Source organism: Dyadobacter sp. UC 10, from assembly GCF_008369915.1.
Classification (GTDB): domain Bacteria; phylum Bacteroidota; class Bacteroidia; order Cytophagales; family Spirosomataceae; genus Dyadobacter.
Window position 1 is genome coordinate 1043920 of sequence record NZ_VSRN01000001.1, and the last position, 18688, is coordinate 1062607.

17 protein-coding genes and 1 pseudogene are annotated in these 18688 nt (G+C 45.7%); 11 read left to right on the forward strand and 7 right to left on the reverse strand.

Features of this window, described 5'->3' with window-relative positions:
* Positions 1–3: 3 nt before the first annotated feature.
* Complete coding sequence (locus FXO21_RS03960; protein WP_149638872.1) at positions 4–828, reverse strand: hypothetical protein; 825 nt, start codon at positions 826–828, stop codon at positions 4–6.
* Positions 829–996: 168 nt separating this feature from the next.
* Here FXO21_RS03960 and FXO21_RS03965 point away from each other — a divergent pair.
* Together FXO21_RS03965 and FXO21_RS03970 are read left to right on the forward strand one after the other, a co-directional pair.
* Positions 997–2130, forward strand: a pseudogene (locus FXO21_RS03965) (DEAD/DEAH box helicase); the annotation flags it as partial.
* 5 nt (positions 2131–2135) lie between these two features.
* The gene (locus FXO21_RS03970) at positions 2136–2435 is read left to right on the forward strand and encodes a rhodanese-like domain-containing protein (RefSeq protein WP_149638874.1); all 300 of its coding nucleotides are present in this window, start codon (positions 2136–2138) and stop codon (positions 2433–2435) included.
* A 12-nt stretch (positions 2436–2447) separates the two neighbouring features.
* On the opposite strand, the gene dapF is transcribed toward FXO21_RS03970, so the two are convergent.
* Positions 2448–3233 (reverse strand): diaminopimelate epimerase, encoded by a 786-nt coding sequence (gene dapF / locus FXO21_RS03975; protein WP_149638875.1) that lies wholly within the window; start codon positions 3231–3233, stop codon positions 2448–2450.
* 140 nt (positions 3234–3373) lie between these two features.
* Positions 3374–3736 (reverse strand): 50S ribosomal protein L19, encoded by a 363-nt coding sequence (rplS, locus tag FXO21_RS03980; RefSeq protein ID WP_149638876.1) that lies wholly within the window; start codon positions 3734–3736, stop codon positions 3374–3376.
* Positions 3737–3975: 239 nt separating this feature from the next.
* On the opposite strand from rplS, the gene FXO21_RS03985 reads away from it, so the two are divergent.
* A complete protein-coding gene (locus tag FXO21_RS03985) occupies positions 3976–5457 on the forward strand; it encodes an NAD(P)H-hydrate dehydratase (protein ID WP_149638877.1) in 1482 nt (493 codons plus the stop codon).
* Between the two features lie 70 nt (positions 5458–5527).
* Positions 5528–5806: a BrnT family toxin gene (locus FXO21_RS29160; RefSeq protein WP_192579164.1), complete on the forward strand. Its 279-nt coding sequence runs from the start codon at positions 5528–5530 to the stop codon at positions 5804–5806.
* 133 nt (positions 5807–5939) lie between these two features.
* On the opposite strand, the gene feoB is transcribed toward FXO21_RS29160, so the two are convergent.
* Both feoB and FXO21_RS04000 read right to left on the reverse strand, forming a co-directional pair.
* Positions 5940–8075, reverse strand: a complete 2136-nt coding sequence (gene feoB / locus FXO21_RS03995; protein ID WP_149638878.1) for a ferrous iron transport protein B — start codon at positions 8073–8075, stop codon at positions 5940–5942.
* A 28-nt stretch (positions 8076–8103) separates the two neighbouring features.
* Entirely contained in the window at positions 8104–8331 is a 228-nt protein-coding gene (locus FXO21_RS04000) for a FeoA family protein (RefSeq protein WP_149638879.1), read from the reverse strand.
* Between the two features lie 235 nt (positions 8332–8566).
* Between FXO21_RS04000 and FXO21_RS04005 the strand changes: the two genes are divergently transcribed.
* The 7 genes from FXO21_RS04005 to FXO21_RS04035 all read left to right on the forward strand — a co-directional run bounded on the left by FXO21_RS04005 (position 8567) and on the right by FXO21_RS04035 (position 15958).
* Complete coding sequence (locus tag FXO21_RS04005; RefSeq protein ID WP_409014829.1) at positions 8567–9238, forward strand: heme exporter protein CcmB; 672 nt, start codon at positions 8567–8569, stop codon at positions 9236–9238.
* 45 nt (positions 9239–9283) lie between these two features.
* A complete protein-coding gene (gene ccsA / locus FXO21_RS04010) occupies positions 9284–9973 on the forward strand; it encodes a cytochrome c biogenesis protein CcsA (protein ID WP_149638880.1) in 690 nt (229 codons plus the stop codon).
* A gap of 71 nt (positions 9974–10044) precedes the next feature.
* A complete protein-coding gene (locus FXO21_RS04015) occupies positions 10045–10269 on the forward strand; it encodes a CcmD family protein (protein ID WP_149638881.1) in 225 nt (74 codons plus the stop codon).
* A 9-nt stretch (positions 10270–10278) separates the two neighbouring features.
* On the forward strand, positions 10279–10713 hold the full coding sequence (locus tag FXO21_RS04020; protein ID WP_149638882.1) for a cytochrome c maturation protein CcmE domain-containing protein: 435 nt from the start codon (positions 10279–10281) through the stop codon (positions 10711–10713).
* Positions 10710–13307 (forward strand): cytochrome c biogenesis protein CcsA, encoded by a 2598-nt coding sequence (gene ccsA / locus FXO21_RS04025; RefSeq protein ID WP_149638883.1) that lies wholly within the window; start codon positions 10710–10712, stop codon positions 13305–13307. The genes FXO21_RS04020 and ccsA (FXO21_RS04025) overlap by 4 nt, the downstream gene beginning before the upstream one ends.
* 137 nt (positions 13308–13444) lie before the next feature.
* A complete protein-coding gene (locus tag FXO21_RS04030; RefSeq protein ID WP_149638884.1) occupies positions 13445–13744 on the forward strand; it encodes a DUF3817 domain-containing protein in 300 nt (99 codons plus the stop codon).
* Between the two features lie 36 nt (positions 13745–13780).
* Positions 13781–15958 carry a DUF5916 domain-containing protein gene (locus tag FXO21_RS04035; protein ID WP_149638885.1) on the forward strand — a complete coding sequence of 726 codons (2178 nt, stop codon included), beginning with the start codon at positions 13781–13783 and terminating at the stop codon, positions 15956–15958.
* A 3-nt stretch (positions 15959–15961) separates the two neighbouring features.
* On the opposite strand, the gene FXO21_RS04040 is transcribed toward FXO21_RS04035, so the two are convergent.
* Complete coding sequence (locus FXO21_RS04040; RefSeq protein ID WP_192579165.1) at positions 15962–17356, reverse strand: leucine-rich repeat domain-containing protein; 1395 nt, start codon at positions 17354–17356, stop codon at positions 15962–15964.
* Between the two features lie 139 nt (positions 17357–17495).
* Positions 17496–18470, reverse strand: a complete 975-nt coding sequence (locus FXO21_RS04045; protein ID WP_149643362.1) for a polyprenyl synthetase family protein — start codon at positions 18468–18470, stop codon at positions 17496–17498.
* Between the last annotated feature and the right edge of the window lie 218 nt (positions 18471–18688).

The window sequence follows — 18688 nt, forward strand, 5'->3', positions numbered from 1 at the left end:
CTGTCAAAAACGGAATCCCAGGTTGAAATTAAACTCCCCAGTTACCTGCAACCCGCGGATATAGGTTGCTCTTGACATATATTCCTCACGATCCACAAACCTGGAACCCAGCCCGGCATTCAGGCCGATCTGGAACTTGGGGGTAACCTGAAAATTGATATAGTTATTGACCAGCAATCCGGCGCGCGTCATTGTGTTTGTATGTCTTCCGGAGACGTACATTCCGGTCACGGGATCGTAGCTGCTGCCATTATCCCAATCCTCGCCTCTACCAAAGAAAAAGCTCGGGCCAACTGCATAAGTCACTTTTCGCTGTCCGAACGGATAGATTTTAAGACCTGGCGAGAGGTAAAACATCGCAGAACCGTTGTTATCAGCTACATCGAAAAGGTAAACGCTTGTTCCCGGAATAGTAATGGTGAAAGGTATAATAAGACCGAAATAGCCTTTCTTATCCAGTATTCTTTCATAGCTGAGCGCAAATCCCGGGCCGCTGTCAAGTGCCTTAAAAGGTGATATATTGATCAAATTCCTACCCAGCGGCTCTCTTTCCTGCGTCATCACCGATCTGTCGCGACTGCGAACGAGCCGGTCGTTTATAAAAACGGTTTGTCCGTTATCAAACTCAATGCGCGACACTTCATTTTTGAGTATCAGGAAGTTTGCGCTGTTTTCCGCATTACTGATTTTGTAAGTAATCCGGTCCACCCCAACTTCGGTGACTTTTCCTTCAATCGTTTTTCCGTCCCTTTTTACGATAACATCCTGGGCATTAGCCGCAGATAGTACGAGGAATAACAAAAATGTCAATGTAGTGATTCTTAACATGGCTAAACTAGGTTAGTGAATTATCTCAAATTAATTAAAACTTGCAAAAGAAATTGGTTTTTTTTGAATGAACGTTAAAATCCGAAGTTCTGTTATACGGACGGCTCTTAGCCGAAAAGTATGATCCTGGCCGTAAATCAATTTTGAACCGGCCGCTAAATAACACAAATGACATTTCAGGAATTAGAACTCATCGAGCCTATTACGAAGGCTCTGAAAGAAGAAGGATACAACACCCCCACCCCCATTCAGGCAAAAGCAATCCCCATTATTTTAAATCAGAAAGACCTGCTGGGCTGCGCGCAGACGGGTACTGGTAAAACGGCCGCTTTTGCGATACCAATGATCCAGCTGCTTTATAACAAACCGGTTGGAAATAGTGAGAGGCAACGCATTCGTGCGTTGATATTGACCCCGACCCGGGAGTTGGCTATTCAGATCGGAGAAAGCTTTGCCGCTTACGGACGCCATACCGGCTTGAAGCACACTGTTGTTTTCGGAGGCGTTGGTCAGAAACCTCAGACCGATGCATTGCGTTGGGGAGTTGATATTCTGATAGCAACACCTGGCCGCTTACTTGACCTCATCAATCAGGGATTTATAAAGCTGAACCAGCTTGAATTTTTTGTACTGGATGAAGCCGATCGCATGCTCGACATGGGATTTGTCCACGATGTAAAAAAAGTATTGCGGTTATTGCCACAGAAAAGGCAATCGCTTTTTTTCTCCGCCACAATGCCTCCGGCAATCGTAGCGCTGGCCAATACCATACTTGATCAGCCTGTTAAAGTGGAGGTAACACCCGTTTCTTCAACCGCCGATACCATCAGACAATCGGTATTTTTTGTTGATAAATCAGACAAGAATAATCTGCTGCTTCACATACTTAAAGATCAGTCCATTTCGACAGCGCTTGTATTTACACGCACCAAGCACGGTGCAGATAAGGTAGTGAAGGTGTTGAGAAAAGCAGGCGTAACATCGGAAGCTATCCACGGAAATAAATCCCAGAATGCACGTCAGACTGCATTAAAGAATTTTAAAAGCCAGACTACCAGGGTTTTGGTTGCAACCGATATCGCTGCACGAGGAATCGACGTAGACGATCTGACTCATGTGATCAACTACGAAATCCCCAATGTTCCGGAAACTTACGTTCACCGCATTGGCCGGACTGGTCGTGCAGGAGCGAAAGGAATTGCGTTTTCGTTTTGCGACAGGGAAGAAAAGCTCTTCTTGCGTGACATTCACAAACTGATTGCCAAGAACATTCCGGTCGAAAACGATCATCCATTTGCATTGTAAAAATGCGCCGCAGTTATTCGGATATAGAATTGTCGGAAGCGCTCGAACTAGTGAAAAAACCTGGTTCGGTGCTTGTTGACGTTCGTGAGCCGTGGGAATTTGAAGAGTTTAATGAAGGCGGCATTAATATTCCGCTCGCAGAAATTCGTGAGCAACGCAATTTACTGGAACCTTACAATACAATTATAGTGATCTGCACCAACGGTGTTCGCAGCAAAGTGGCTGCGATGGATTATTGCCGGGTGCCGGAATGGAGTGAAAAATCCATTCTGCACGTTCACGGAGGCATTTTAGGAGATTGAGCTTGCCGGATCTTAGGATTCGGCAAGTAGCTCCCCTTCAAATACCCTTTCCGCAGGGCCGATCAAATAAATATCACTGAGCTCTCCTTCTGAATTCACAGAATAGGCAACTTCCAGTGTTCCGCCGATCGTTTCCACTTTCACCGGACTTTCCCAGCCTTTTCTTAAATGAGCAGATAATGCGCAGGCAGTCACGCCCGTGCCACAACTGTAAGTTTCATCCTCTACGCCGCGCTCGTAAGTTCTTACACTGAGGTGGTTACCTTCAATTACTTCAACAAAATTTACATTAGTACCACCTTTCGGTCCGTAAACCGATCCGTAACGGATCTCGCTGCCGATGTTCACAACATCTACATCAGTAACATCCTCCACGTAAGTCACGTAGTGCGGCGAGCCGGTATTCATGAAATCAAACTCGTCGTAGCGCTCCAAATCCTTTACACCCGACATTCTCAGCCTGATAATGTCGCCTTCGACGTTTGCCTCGTGCTCTCCATCTACGGCGATAAATTTGGTCTGATCTGTAAATAACCCAAGATCTTTCGCAAACCGAACCACACAGCGGCCGCCATTTCCGCACATACTTCCCTCTCCTCCGTCGGCATTGAAATACACCATTCTGAAATCATAATCCGCTGCATTTTGCAACAGGATCAGCCCGTCGGCTCCTACTCCGAACCTCCGGTGGCAGATAGATGCGATAAATTCTTTGGAAACCGGAAATTGCAGATTCCGGTCGTCGACCATCACGAAGTCATTTCCGGTACCCTGGTATTTATAAAAAGCGATTTTCATTGTTTTGTGGCTTGGCCGTCGGTTGAAACCGACGGGTAGTGATGGCGAGGATTCCTCGGTCTAAACCGGCAGGCTATTTAAAAACAAAACCCTGCAAGAAATAATCACCTGCAGGGTTTTAAATTTTTAGCGAGAAGTTATTACTTCGTCACTTTAAGCTCTTTAATGCGAGCAGCTTTACCCTGACGTCCACGCAGATAGAACAAACGTGAGCGGCGCACCTTACCGCGACGAATCAATTCGATTTTTGCGATACTTGGTGAAAGGATTGGGAAAACGCGTTCAACACCTATGCCATTTGATATTTTACGTACTGTAAAGGTTTCACCACTTGAGCTAAGATTGCGGCGTTGCATAACGGTACCCTGAAACTGCTGGATACGCTCTTTGTTACCTTCACGAATCTTAACGTGTACGTTGATTGTGTCGCCTGATCCGAAATCAGGGTACTCGGATTTACGATTTTCAATCGTAGCTTCTACGAGTTTAATAAGTTCACTCATGACGAATGCTTTTTGAATTTAAAGTGATAGCTTGTTCTCAGCGGACGGGGTGACGCCCCTTCATTCAAAACAACCTTGGGAAAAACGAGTGCAAAGCTAAGATTATTTCTGCTTATCCGAAAGTTTTGATAAGCATTATTTCTAAAAATTCCCTCGTTTTTCAGGTATAGTAAGTTGAGAGGCACAACTGATTGGCACAGAGATTTAGGACGGATATTGAAAAGGATTTTATTATTAATATGAAAATACTCACTGCCGCACAGATTAGATCGATCGATCAATATACGATACAGAATGAACCGATATCATCAATCGATCTGATGGAAAGGGCTTCCAATGCATTTGTTAACTGGTTTCGTAATCAATTTGTGAATACCCGGCCCGTCTGCGTTTTTTGCGGAAAAGGAAATAATGGCGGTGACGGATTGGCAATTGCGCGGCTGCTTAATCAATTGAGTTACGACGTAAAAGTGATCATCGCCGACTACACAGCAAATGAATCGCAAGACTTTAGTCAAAATCTGAACCGGCTGCAAGCGCATTTAAAGCCAGCTACAATTCATTCCGACGATCAATTTCCTGCACTTGCGCCGAATGTTGTCATAATTGATGCACTACTTGGCTCTGGTCTGTCGCGGCCAGTAGAGGGTTTGCTGGCAGCTATTATTCAGAAGATCAACGAACTGCCCAATAGAGTCGTCGCCGTTGATATTGCGAGCGGGCTTTTCATGGACAAGGCAAATTCAAAAAATGATCCTATCATCAAGCCTGATCACACGGTTACATTCCAGTTGCCGAAACTACCATTTTTGTTACCCCAGAATGCGCGTTATGCAGGCGATTGGCATATTGTGGATATTGGGTTAAGTGAAAAATATATTCAGGAACTGCATACTCCTTATCATTTTACTGACAGAACCAGGGCTGAAAAAATCATTAAGCCGAGGGACAAGTTTTCTCATAAAGGCACCTTCGGCCATGCATTGCTGCTGGCTGGCAGTTTTGGTAAAATGGGCGCGGCGATTCTTGCCGGAAGAGCTTGTCTTCGCTCGGGAGTTGGGTTGCTAACCATGCACGTCCCTGTTTGCGGCTACGAAATCGTGCAGATATCCGCACCAGAAGCAATGGCATCGATCGATAAAAACGACCAGCATGTCAGTCAGTTTCCGGAGCTGGGTTCGTACTCGGCTGTGGGCGTTGGCCCCGGGGTTGGTCAGGAGCCGGTAACGATTGCAATGCTGGAAGAGCTGTTGGATCAGGTCAAAGTACCGCTTATTATTGACGCAGATGCATTAAATATTCTCTCAATCCACAGACATTTGCTTGATAAATTACCACCCAATACCATTCTCACGCCACACCCGAAGGAATTTCAACGACTGGCCGGAGAAAGCAGTGACGAATATGAACGCCTGGAACTGGCGAGGGAATTCGCAGGAAAGTATCAGGTTATTATCTGCCTGAAAGGAGCAAATACCGCAGTGATCCTTCCTAACGGAGAAGTCCATTTCAACTCTACCGGAAACCCGGGAATGGCAACCGGGGGTACCGGCGATGTGTTGACCGGCATTATTACCGGCCTGCTCGCTCAGAAATACAGCCCAGCCGAGGCGGCTATCTTAGGTGTGTACCAACACGGAATCGCCGGAGACCGCGCCGCCGCGAAAAAAGGACAAATCGCAATGATCGCGTCGGATCTGGTTGAGGGGCTGGGGTGGTAATATTCCTAAAAAAATTGTTACCAAATGAAGGACTGAGCGTCTCAATAGAAACTAATCTATTGAAGCTAAATTGGCGCCACTTAAATTTATTTGGGATACGGGTAACAAAAGTAAATCTGAGGAAAAGCATTGCATCAGCAACCTGGAAGCAGAAAGCATTTTTAAAGATCCAGCTAAACTGGTCATTATTAGCAACAGATCGAGAGAAGTTCGTTTCCTTTGTATCGGTCGAAGCTATCTCAGCAGAATGTTAACTTCATATTTTATAATCAGAGATGGAAAAGTCAGGATCATCGGGACAAGAGCTGCCCGGCAAAAAGAAAAGGAAATGTATAACAAAAGAGGATAACGCTTTCTTTGTCCGGGACATTCCAAAGAATGTCAGGCTTAAAGATTTTGACAGAATCCTGGAAAGCGATTTATCCGAAGTCTGTCTCCTTTCACGTCATAAGAAAATCGAACTAAAAGATCTGCGAACCATCTCAACTCATTAACTGATAAACCACAAACGCCGATCCGTAAGCCAGTATCATTAAATATGCCAGCTGGATCATCGGCCATTTCCAGCCGTGGGTTTCGCGTTGTACTACGGCGATCGTGCTCATACACATCATAGCGAATACGTAGAACATCAATAGCGAAAAACAAACCGCAGGCGTAAACATCGCTTCGCCGGTCTCCGGGTTTTTCTCCTGCAAAAGCCGCTGCTTCACGGTTGGGACATCTTCCGAATCTCCGCTGATACTATATATGGTCGCCATTGTACCAACAAAAACTTCCCGCGCGGCAAAGGAAGCAAGTAATGCAATGCCGATTTTCCAGTCATATCCCAGAGGCCGGATCGCAGGCTCGATAAACCGACCGAAATGACCTGCATAGGAATGTTCCAGACGAGCAGAGGAAACTGCGGCATCAATTTCTTCCTGAGGCGCATTAGACATTTTTGCAACAGCCTGCTCCTCCGCAATTTCCATACGATCACCGGGTCCGTAGCTGGCCAATACCCAAAGGATAATCGAGATCGCCATAATCACCTTTCCCGCTTCAAAAACAAAGGATTTGACACTGTCATACATCGTAAAAGCGACGTGTCCCCAGCGTGGCAATTTGTAAGAAGGCATTTCCAGCATAAAATAGCTGGGTTCTTTTCGAGGAATAAAAAGTGAAAGCAGCCAGGCTGAAAACAGCGCGCCTATCAATCCCATTGCATATAAACCCAGTAAAACCAGTCCCTGCAGATTCAGAAAGCCTAAAACAGTGGTGGAAGGAATTACCAGCGCGATTAGTATTGTGTATATAGGAAGCCGCGCCGAGCAGCTCATCAAAGGCGTCACCAGGATTGTCAACAACCGTTCATACCTGCTGCTGATACTTCTGGTGGTCATTATGGCCGGTACCGCGCAGGCTGCGCCTGAAATAAGCGGAACAACACTCCTACCATTCAAGCCAAATGGGCGCATCAATTTGTCCATAATCACCATCACCCGCGCCATGTATCCCGACTCCTCCAATAGCGATACCAATGCGAAAAGAATACCGATCGGAGGAATGAACACGATAATCCCGGCGATTCCAGCAAGTATACCGTTGGTAATCAGGTCATTCAAAACACCTTCCGGAAGCGTCGCTTTGGTCCACTCTATGATTTGGGCAATTCCTGCATCGAGCAGGTCGCTTGGGTAGGTGGCCCAGGCAAATATGGCCTGAAATACGATGATCAGTACAATCAAAAAACATACGTAACCCCAAAACGGATGCAACAGAATACTATCCAGTTTCCTGGTCCAGTAGGGCTGCTCCGTGGCACCCTGCGATTTCACCGATTTCGAAACAATCGGCTTGATCTTCTCGTAACGGGCAATTGTCTCAGTCGCTAAAAAATTATTTTCATCAAAACCATATTTCTCGATCAGTTTGTCCAGTCGAGTCCTGGCCGGTTGTTCCAGGAATGAAAAGTTGTCGTGCTGACAAACATACTGCAACGCAACATAGTCATTATCAAGATTATAGATCTCCCTAACCTCCCCTATCAGACTTACCTCACTTTCCTTCGGCTCATAAAAATATTCCTGAACAGGCTGTACATCACGCTGATACACCTGCTGAACAGCTTCTTTTAATTTGTCAATCCCTTTTCCCGTTCGTGCATTGATATTGACGACCGGTACATTCAGCTGCATGGCGAGCTGAACGGCATTGACTGCCAGTTTCATACTTTCGGCGACGTCCAGCATATTCAGTGCAACCACGGAAGGTATGCCCAAATCACGGATTTCAGTAAAAAGCAGGAGATTTCTTTGAAGATTGGACGCATCGATCACCACGATCACCACATCCGGGAAGTCGGGATGCTTCGGGTTGGCCAGGATATCCATTACCACCGTTTCATCCTTGGATTTTGGATAAATACTATAAAGTCCGGGCAGGTCTACCAATACTACATTTTTGTCTTCGGACCCGTTATTTGCCGGAATTTTAAATGTACCTGATTTTTTGGAGACGGTTACGCCCGGAAAATTGCCTGTTTTCTGACGTAACCCTGTTAATGCATTAAATAATGTCGATTTGCCGGCATTCGGGTTACCTACCAGCGCAACTTTTATATTTCCTTGTTTCAATGGAGCAATTAATAAACAACGTGTAAACCTACTCTAACTCAATCACGGAAGCCTCATTCAGGCGTAGCGACAAGCTGTACTGACCACTCACGTTAATGCAAATCGGGTCGCCCAGAGGTGCAATTGCATCAAGCCTTACTTCCGAGCCGGGCAGACAGCCCATTTCCAGCAATTTCAAGGACATATCGCGGTCTGTAAAGGATTTTATAATTCCTGTTTCACCTTTACGAAGCTGTGATACTGTTCTCGGCTGCATCTATCCTTATTTAGATTCATTTTATTTAAACCACAAATAAAGCACTATCCACCCGCAATTCAAATATTTCCGGACGGAATATAGCCTGTGCTTGTCCCTGATCAGCCAAAATCCTGACCGTTTTATTATTTCCCTCGGCCTTTATGTCGTATTTTTGCAGCTCGAAACGAGGAATCATTTTGTAACGATTTCCGGATCTACAAGTATCCCGCAGGGGCAGACCGCCCATAGCCGATTGCAAGATTTGAACGAGATCAGAACCCTTATCTGGAAAGAAGTAACGCTGGAATGGAGGCAGAAATATGCGCTCAGCGGTATGCTGCTATATGTGGTCAGCACTGTTTTCGTGGCTTACCTCAGTTTCAGTCTGCGCAGAAATCAGCTCACTCCAATCGTCTGGAATACCTTATTCTGGATCATTATATTGTTCACCGCCGTCAATGCAGTTGCTAAAAGCTTTTCGCAGGAACGCTACGGCCGGCTGATCTACTATTACAGCTTATGCAGCCCGCAAGCGATCATTATATCCAAGATCATTTACAACTCACTCATTATGTTAACGTTGTCGGGTATTGGATTCGCAATTTATTCGCTGGTAATGGGAAATCCGGTGGGCGATATTGGTCTTTATTTAATCAGTATAGTACTTGCAGCGATCGGTTTTGCTTCGGTTCTGACATTAATAGCCGGCATTGCTTCCAAAGCAGATAACAGCGCCACTTTAATGGCCGTACTCAGTTTCCCTATTATCCTGCCCATGCTGCTGATGACGATCAAGCTGGCCAAAAACGCGCTCGACGGCCTCGACTGGTCGGTTAGCACGGACGAAATCACCACACTATTATCTATTGATCTCATAGTAATAACACTTAGCTACCTGCTTTTTCCTTATTTATGGAGAAGTTGATTTTCGCAGGCGTGCAGGGTTAAAATTTTAGTAACAAGACTCAAAATGAGAAAGATCTGGTGGAAAATCCTTTTTATCGTGATCATGTTCTATGTGATCGTGATGGGGTTAATGGGCGAGGTGCCGCACCTGGCCATCATCAACGAAAGTATCCGTAATACGTACTACCACGTGGCACTCTGGCTGGCGATGACTACCCTGCTGTTAGTTTCCATGGTTTTTTCTGTCCGCTATCTGATCAAAGGAAGGATCAATGACGATGATATTGCGAGTGAACTGGCAAAGTCTGCTATATTTTTCGGTATTCTCGGCTGCCTTACCGGCTCGATCTGGGCCAATTATACCTGGGGTGATCCCTGGCCAAATGACCCGAAACTGAATGGCGCCGCAGTAGGAATACTGATCTATCTCGCCTATTTGTTATTGAGAAGCTCTTTCGAAGATGAGCAGCGCAAAGCAAGAATCTCATCGGTGTATAACATTTTCGCTTTCGCGGTATTTATCCCGATCATTTACATCCTTCCCCGGCTGACAGATTCCCTGCACCCGGGAAGCGGCGGTAACAGCACTTTCGGATCCTATGACTTTGACAACAGCATCCGCAGGGTATTTTATCCGGCTGTGATCGGTTACATCCTGCTAGGGCTCTGGCTTGCCGAGCTGCGTATCCGTATGAAACGCATTAGCAGAGTACGTGAAGAAATGCCGGATTCGGCCAGCCACGTTACGCATTAAGGCTATTTTAAAATTTTGTAAACAATTCAAATCAAAATTTCGTTAAGATTTTAAGCTACTCACGAAATACCATGAAACGTATCCTTCTCTTCTTCACTATTCTTTTATTTATCTCAGATCAGCTGTTTGCACAGGCTTCCGAACAGGCAGTTCCCATGGCCGATAAGCTGCGGGAAGATGGAAAGATCTGGGTCGTGGTTGCTGTGATAGCAGTTGTTTTCGCAGGAATCGCTGTCAATATGCTCAGAATAGACAGCAAGCTTAAAAAAATTGAAAAGGAATTAAATATCAAGTAGTATAACCCGATGAAAAAGATCCAGATATTCGGCCTTTTGATTATAGCCGTTGCAATAGGAATTATTGTGTCAACTGCCGGAGACGCAAGTACTTATGTCGATTTCAACAAAGCCCGTGAAATGGCGCAGGATGGCGACGAAGAAAGCATTCACGTTGTCGGCAAGCTGAAAAAAGACGCAGTGGGCCAGATTTTAGAGATGGAATATCAACCCGAAATCGACCCTAACCTCTTTGTTTTTACATTGGTAGATAATAACAATGTGGAGCAAAAGGTGGTTTATAAAAATTCAAAGCCGCAGGATTTCGACAAGTCAGAACAAGTGGTGGTTGTCGGAAAAATGAAAGACGGCACATTTTCCGCCGAAAAGATTCTGATGAAATGCCCGTCGAAATACGAGAACGGGAAGATGGAAACCACTGAACATACAGCCGCGAAATCATGATCCACAATACAATAGGAAGTGCAGGACACCTGCTGGTTATTATTGCATTTGTTAGTGCGCTCTTTGCAACTTTTGCCTATTTCAAATCGGGCATTGCAGCGGCTAGCATTGAAGAAACCCTGACCTGGAAGCGCTTTGCACGCATTACCTTTTACGTGCACGTGGCTGCGGTGATAGGCGTGGTATTTTCGCTCTACTGGATCATCGGCAACCATTACTTTGAATACCACTACGCCTGGAAAAATTCCTCGCTCTCCCTTCCCACAGGTTATACGATTTCCAGTTTCTGGCAGGATCAGGAAGGAAGCTTTTTGCTCTGGATTTTCTGGAATGTGGTTTTAGGCTGTATCCTGATATTCTCTAACAGATCCTGGGAAGCGCCGGTGATGACGGTTTTTGCACTGGTTCAGGCGTTTCTTACTTCCATGATACTGGGTGTAGTGATTCCGGGATTGGATGTTAAAATCGGCTCTACTCCATTTTTGCTATTAAAAGAAGTAATGCCCGACCTGCCGGTTTATAAAATGGATCCGAATTTTATCCCCAAAGACGGCAACGGGCTGAATCCGCTTTTACAGAACTACTGGATGGTAATCCACCCTCCTACCCTGTTCCTCGGCTTTGCTTCTACCCTGATACCTTTCTCTTTTGCGATTGCCGGGTTATGGACTAAAAAAATCCAGGACTGGGTTCGCCCTGCATTGCCCTGGGCACTTTTTTCTGCTTTGGTATTGGGAGTGGGTATTTTGATGGGTGCCTATTGGGCTTACGAAACGCTCAATTTCGGTAGCTACTGGAACTGGGATCCTGTTGAAAACTCGTCGATCGTGCCCTGGATTGTACTGGTAGCAGCTGTGCACACGATGATCATCGCGAGAAGAAATGCGACCGCATTGAAAACCTCTTTTATACTCACCATCGCGACATTTATCCTGATCCTTTACTCTACATTTATGACAAGGAGCGGGGTTTTGGGAAATGCATCGGTGCATTCATTTACCGATTTGGGCTTGTCGGGCCAGCTGCTGATCTATTTGTTAACATTCACGATAGTCGCAATCGGATTGTTAATCTATCGCTGGAAATCACTGCCGAGTGACGAGGAAGAAGTTTCTACTTACTCTCAGGAATTCTGGATTTTTATTGGTGCTACGCTACTTTGTTTGTCGGGTTTTCAAATACTTGCGACTACTTCCATTCCGGTTTACAACAAGATCGCGGAAGCATTCGGCACAGTACTGAATATGGCCTTACCTGCGGACCAGATCGCGCATTACAATAAATTCCAGCTCTGGTTCTTCTCCCTGATCATCGTCCTCACAGGTGTAGGCCAGTATTTCTGGTGGAAAAGAACGGGAAAAGGCAATTTGCAGGCGCTCTACAATCCCTTGCTGATCACATTACTGATCAGTGCTGCCGTGATCACTTTCAAAGGCGTAAAAGATATCCAGTATATTGTCCTGCTTACTGCCTCCATTTTCGCAATTGTAGCTAACGGGACGATTCTGATCAATATTATCCGCGGCAACTACGGACTTTCGGGAGGCGCTATCACGCACATTGGTGTAGCACTGATGCTTGTCGGAATCCTCTTTTCTTCCGCCTACACGCGTGTTGTTTCGATCAACAACTCCGGTCTGATGATCTCGCGAAGCGAAGAATTTACCAGTAACGACAATAAAGAAAATAAAGAGAATATCACGCTCTGGCTCAATAAGGCCGAGAAAATGGGCGACTATATGCTCACCTGGCGTGATGTCCGCGTGGAGCCGCGCCACATTCCGGGATACATTCCCAAGAGCTGGGTCGATATTATCGAAGGCGATTTCCACGCAGTAGCATTGCGCGATATCGAAGTGGATGGTAAGAAGTACAATTCAAAAGGAGATACGATAGAGATTTTCCCGGAGAATTTCTACTACGAAATTGAATACCGCGAGCCTTCCGGCAGGATATTCACCCTTTTCCCGCGCGTACAAATCAATCCGCGAATGGGCGGTATTGTTTCGTCGCCGGATATTCAGCGCAAAGTCGATAAGGATTTGTACACTTATGTTTCAATGGTTACCAACCCGACCGCCGAGCCGGTTTGGAGCCAGACTGAGAACTTTACCGTTAACCTGCGCGATACCTTCTTTGTAAACGATTACGTTGCCATTCTCGACAATGTAGTCAGGACGGAAGAAGTGGAAGGCGTAACCTTAGGCGAAGGCGATGCGGCGGTGAAAGCGATCGTGCGCATTCTCGATAAAGACAAGGAATTCGTGATCACGCCTTCTTTTGTGATCCGCGACAGAATGGTAGCCCGCAAGCCGGAGACCAGCAATGAGCTGGGAATGCGTATGCAGTTCCAGGAAATCAACCCGCAAACCGGACAGTTTACTTTCGGTGTCAATACCACCCAGCGTGACTTTATCGTCATGAAAGCGACCGAAAAGCCATTGATCAACATTCTCTGGCTGGGTACTTTCGTACTGGTCATCGGCTTCACCATGGCAACGATCCGCAGGTTCAAAGATTTCATCAAAATGCGAAACAAAGAATCTGCTTCGGCAGCAGCTCCGAAAGCAAAATCAAAAGTTGTGACTGTCTAGGCATACATGATATAACGAGGAGGGTTCGGATCAAACTGAACCCTTTTTTATGTCTTAAATGCAAATACGAATGCAGTGAAAGGCTTCTGTGTGTATCTTTAAGTAAAAATGTACTATTTTAATAAATCAATACATATATGATTTTAGAACTGGTTAAATCTCCCCTCGGCCGTTTACGGATCATCGCTTTTGTCGAAGGAATTTCTTATCTCGTATTGCTTGGCATCGCGATGCCGCTTAAATATTTGGCGGGACTTCCGCAGGCTGTAAAAACTGTCGGAATGGCACACGGAGTGCTTTTCGTACTGTTCGTTGTGCTGCTCGTCCAGGTGGCAGTTGAAAAAAGCTGGTCCTTTAAAAAGTCGATGTTATCGTTTTTGTCTTCTTTGGTTCCTTTCGGAACATTCTACGCTGATGCCAAGTGGTTCCGGGACTAGCGAACCCACAATCAATCCTAAATCTTGAATTAAAAAGTGTTACGCAACGCAACCCTAACCTGCCTTTTTTTCTGTTTAATCATCTTTAAAAGTGCTGCTCAGAAACCCAACGAGAATTACCAATACCACATTCATTCCGCAGTCTCTGATCTGAAAATAGACGGAGTGGCCGACGATATGGCATGGTCGGCGGCGGAAACTGCCAATAACTTCTTTATGATCACGCCCATGGACACCAGCTATTCACGGGCGATGACAGATGTAAAGCTGTGTTATGACAAAGACAATCTTTACATTCTGGTTATCAACTATAAGCCGGTTAAAGGAGCAATAGTCGTCGAATCGCTCAAAAGGGATTTTTCTTTTGGTAAAAACGATAATTTCCTGTTGTTCATGGACACTTTTGACGACCGCACCAACGGATTTTCCTTTGGGGCCAATGCAGCCGGCGCGCCCTGGGACGGACAGCAGGGAGATGGCGGAACAGTGGATTTGAGCTGGGACAACAAGTGGGTCAGTGCCGTAAAAAACGACGATGACAAATGGGTTTGGGAAGCGGCTATTCCATTCAAAAGCATTCGTTACAAGCCGGGCATTACCCGCTGGGGAATCAATTTCAGCAGACAGGACCTCACTATTTCGGAAAAATCGGCCTGGGCACCGGTACCGAGGCAATTTCCCTCTGCTTCACTGGCCTACACCGGCGTGCTAGTCTGGGATACTCCTCCACCGAATCCCGGCCCGAATATCTCCGTGATCCCTTACGCAGCGACGCGGATGACAAAGGATTACGTTACCGACGCGCACCCGAAATACAAGCCTGCGATTGGTGGCGATGTGAAAGTAGGCTTGACACCGTCGCTAAACCTCGACCTGACCGTCAACCCTGATTTTTCACAAGTCGACGTAGACGTACAACAAACCAATCTGGACCGTTTCGAACTCTTCTTCCCCGAACGCCGGCAGTTCTTTCTTGAAAATGCTGACCTGTTCGCCAATTTCGGTTATGCAAGTATCCGTCCATTTTTTTCCCGCCGTATTGGTTTGGGCGTACCTATTCAGTTTGGGGCGAGAGTGAGTGGAAAAATCAACAAAAACTGGCGTGTGGGTTTGCTTGATGTGCAGACGGGATCTAATGATACGCTTACGCCGCGAAACAATTATGCAGTGCTCGCATTGCAGCGGCAGGTGCTGGCGCGCTCCAATATCCGGTTCATTTTTGTGAATAAAGATGCAACCAACTTTGTGGCAGAGCGCCACGTAGGCAGCAATCAATATAACCGAAACGTCGGTGCGGAATTTAACCTGGCAAGTGCCAAAAACCTTTGGACAGGTAAGGTAATGCTCCTGAAATCGTTTACGCCGGGCAAGTCGGGCAACGATTTTACGCACGCAGCAGATCTCAAATTCAATAAGGCTAACTTTTTCTGGCAATGGCAGCACGAATACGTCGGCAAGAATTACAATGCAGAAGTTGGGTATGTGCCTAATGCGGTTCGAATGGGTTATTATAAAATCAGTCCCAACATTGGATATCTGTTTTTTATAAAATCCCCGAAGATTATCAGTCACGGCCCAAAGCTGGTCAGCAATGTGTATTGGGATAACCAATTCAAGGTCAGTGATAAGGAATTCACCCTCTCCTACAATATTAATTTCATCAATCGCGCTACGATCGCAGTTTGGGGCGCAAGCTATGATATTCGTTTGCTGCGCCCTTTTGATCCGACCAATCTGGGCAGCTTTACATTGCCAACAGGCAGCGTCCACAACTGGAAAGCCACCGGGTTTGATATCGTTTCGGGACCGCAAAACCGGCTCACATTTCTGGCATCAGGGATATTCGGAGGTTATTACCAGAACGGGCATCGGAACAATCTCCGCGCTGAACTGGGCTACCGTGTGCAGCCTTATGTGGCGATCACGATGGCAGGAAATTATAACGATATCCGACTGCCTGAGCCCTGGAAACGCACGCAATTGTGGCTGGTCGGCCCGCGGGTTGACGTTACTTTTACCAATACGCTCTTTTTCACCACTTTCATGCAATACAACAATCAGGCCGACAATATCAACCTGAATGCGCGTCTGCAATGGAGATATAAACCCGCATCCGACTTATTTATCGTTTATACAGACAATTATCTGCCTGAAAATTTCCGGGTGAAAAACCGGGCGGTGGTGTTGAAATTTACTTATTGGTGGAACTGGTAGGTATTAATAAAAAACCTCGATATTCCTGTCTTTCAAAACGGAAAGCTGCTTGCTGTACATGATATCGGAGCCGGGTTTAATAAATGGATTTCCGCGCAGATAAAGCTTTTCAAGCTTCTGTATTTTCAACAATTGTTCAGGAAAATCCTGGAAGTTATTCGACGATAAATCGAGTTCCTGCAAATTCACAAATGAGGTCAGCGGCTCAGGAAACTGGACAAACCAATTGTATCCGAGGTCGAGAAGTTTGAGGTTTTTTATTTTGCTGAAGCGTTCGGGAAGCTTGCTCAGATGATTGTGATGAGCGTAAAGCGTGTGTACTTTGGAAAGTTTTTCGATGTCCGCGGGCAGGGCTTCAATTTGATTGTGAGCGATTGCAAGATGTGTCAGGCTACGCAATTTGGTAATCGTTTTTGGCAGACTTTTGAGATTGTTATAATAAAGGTCAAGGACTTCCAGCCGCTTCATCTTTTTAATGCCGCTTGGTAAAACTGTAAGACCGGATTTGTAGAAATTGAGATCCAGTACTGATTTTGTACGTCGGAAACTTTTGCTCCTGAGCTTTGAAAGACGATTGCTGCCCAGCCAAAGCATTTCCAGGCCTTTGCAACGCTTAACTGCCCTAGGAATGTCATTAAGCTGATTTTTTTGCAACATCAGCATTTTAAGCGATTTGTTTTTTGACAATCGGATAGAGCCATCTCGCAGGATGTTTCCCGTCATATCAATCTGTTTCAACTTAGGGAGGCGGGATAAATTCAGGTCTACTGATTCAATGTCGTTGTCACTCAGCAGCAACGCCTCGACATTTGGAAAGCGATAAACGGCAGCCGGGATTGTGGTTAACAAACTTTTGGACAGGGAAATATATTTGATGCCAAGTGTGTCCTGTATTTCAGACAATGCATCAATTGAGCTGATTGTTGAATCTCGTGTGCTTCGCACTACTGGCCTGATATTTGCCGTTGAGGACATGGTTACCACCGTCTTTCTTCCGATGGTCCGCTTGGAAATGAAGCTTTCTACAAATGGTCTTAAATGTGTGGCCAACACGATAGCCAGAGAATCAAATTCCTCACTTCGGTTGTTGGGTTTAAACTGAAACGGACTTGTAACTGAGACGAAGAAATATTCCGGTTTGCCTTGCTTATTTACAACCGCGCTCCCGTTGACGTACACATCTTTATATTTTTCACCGGCTATAATTTCACCACAGACTTTGGTGAAATTATAAACTGTGCTGTGCGGCGTCTCTATGACACCAGTCTCGATGAAAAAATCCGACCCCAGTTTCTTTTGTAATTGCTTGCCCTCGGCAGAATGGCTGCTGACAATAACCGGCTGACCAAATGCCAGCATGTAGGCATTGACGAAAAAAGTAGTTAGGAAAAATCTCATAACAAATTGCATAAAGTGAGTACGCCAATATAACTAAATTCCTAGTTATATTATTATGCTAACTTATATATTTTGCAAAAGTTAAGAAAACTCGGAGTCTAGGCGAGCTGTGTTCCTGGTGAAATATCTTTCGGAATTGCTATTTACTTCGCTCGATCGTGAACTGAACGAGCTGTTCGAGTGACCTGCGGTGGGGCGAATCTGCAAACTGGCCGAGAATAACCTGCGCTTCTGCCACATATCGCTGCATTACTTCCTGCGCATAACGCAGTCCGCCTGAATTTTTAACGAAATCAATGACTTCCTTCACTTTTCCGGGTTTGTGGCTTTCGTTCCGGATGATATTGATAATGCGTCGTTTTTCAAGCCAGCCCGATTGATTCAACGCATAAATCAGCGGAAGGGTCATTTTCTTTTCTTTGATATCGATACCAAGCGGCTTGCCGATTTCCTCCTCACCGTAGTCGAAAAGATCGTCCTTGATCTGAAAGGCCATTCCTACCTTTTCCCCGAAAGCGTGCATTTGCTTTACTACTTCCTGGCCTGCCCCAACGGAGCTTGCTCCCACCGCACAGCAGGAAGCGATCAGGGAAGCGGTTTTTTGCCGGATGATCTGATAATATACCTCTTCATTAATGTCGAGTCGCCTCGCTTTCTCTATTTGCAGTAATTCTCCTTCACTCAGCTCGCGCACGGCAGTCGACACGATCTTTAACAGTTCGAATTCTTCGTGATCAACAGAAAGCAACAGGCCCCGGGAAAGCAGATAGTCGCCGACCAGCACCGCAATTTTGTTCTTCCACAATGCATTGACGGAAAAAAAACCACGGCGATAGTTTGAATCATCCACCACATCGTCGTGAACGAGCGTGGCAGTGTGCAGCAATTCGATGAGCGCCCCACCCCGGTATGTTGATTCTGTAATGTTACCGCAAACGCCCGCCGAGAGAAAAACGAACATGGGACGAAGCTGCTTGCCCTTCCGCCGCACGATGTAATTCATAATCTGATCGAGGAGCATCACATCGCTTTTCATAAATTGACGGAATTTGTGCTCGAAAGCCTTCATTTCGTCTGCAATAGGAAGCTGGATTTCCTTTATTGAAAGGGTCATATGCATGAAAAAGGGACCATTTTCCCGGGAAATAAAAAGGATGTTCGACGAACTTTTCAGACAAACTGAAATTGAAACACGCCCGCTAACACTAATCTTCAAATTTGGAATAAAATCTTCTGTTTATACCTATTTTGTTTTGAAAATGTTTAGAATTGGGGAGGGAGGAAAGGGAGGAAGGGAGGAAGGAGGAAGGAGGAAGTCATTCAGTCATTTGG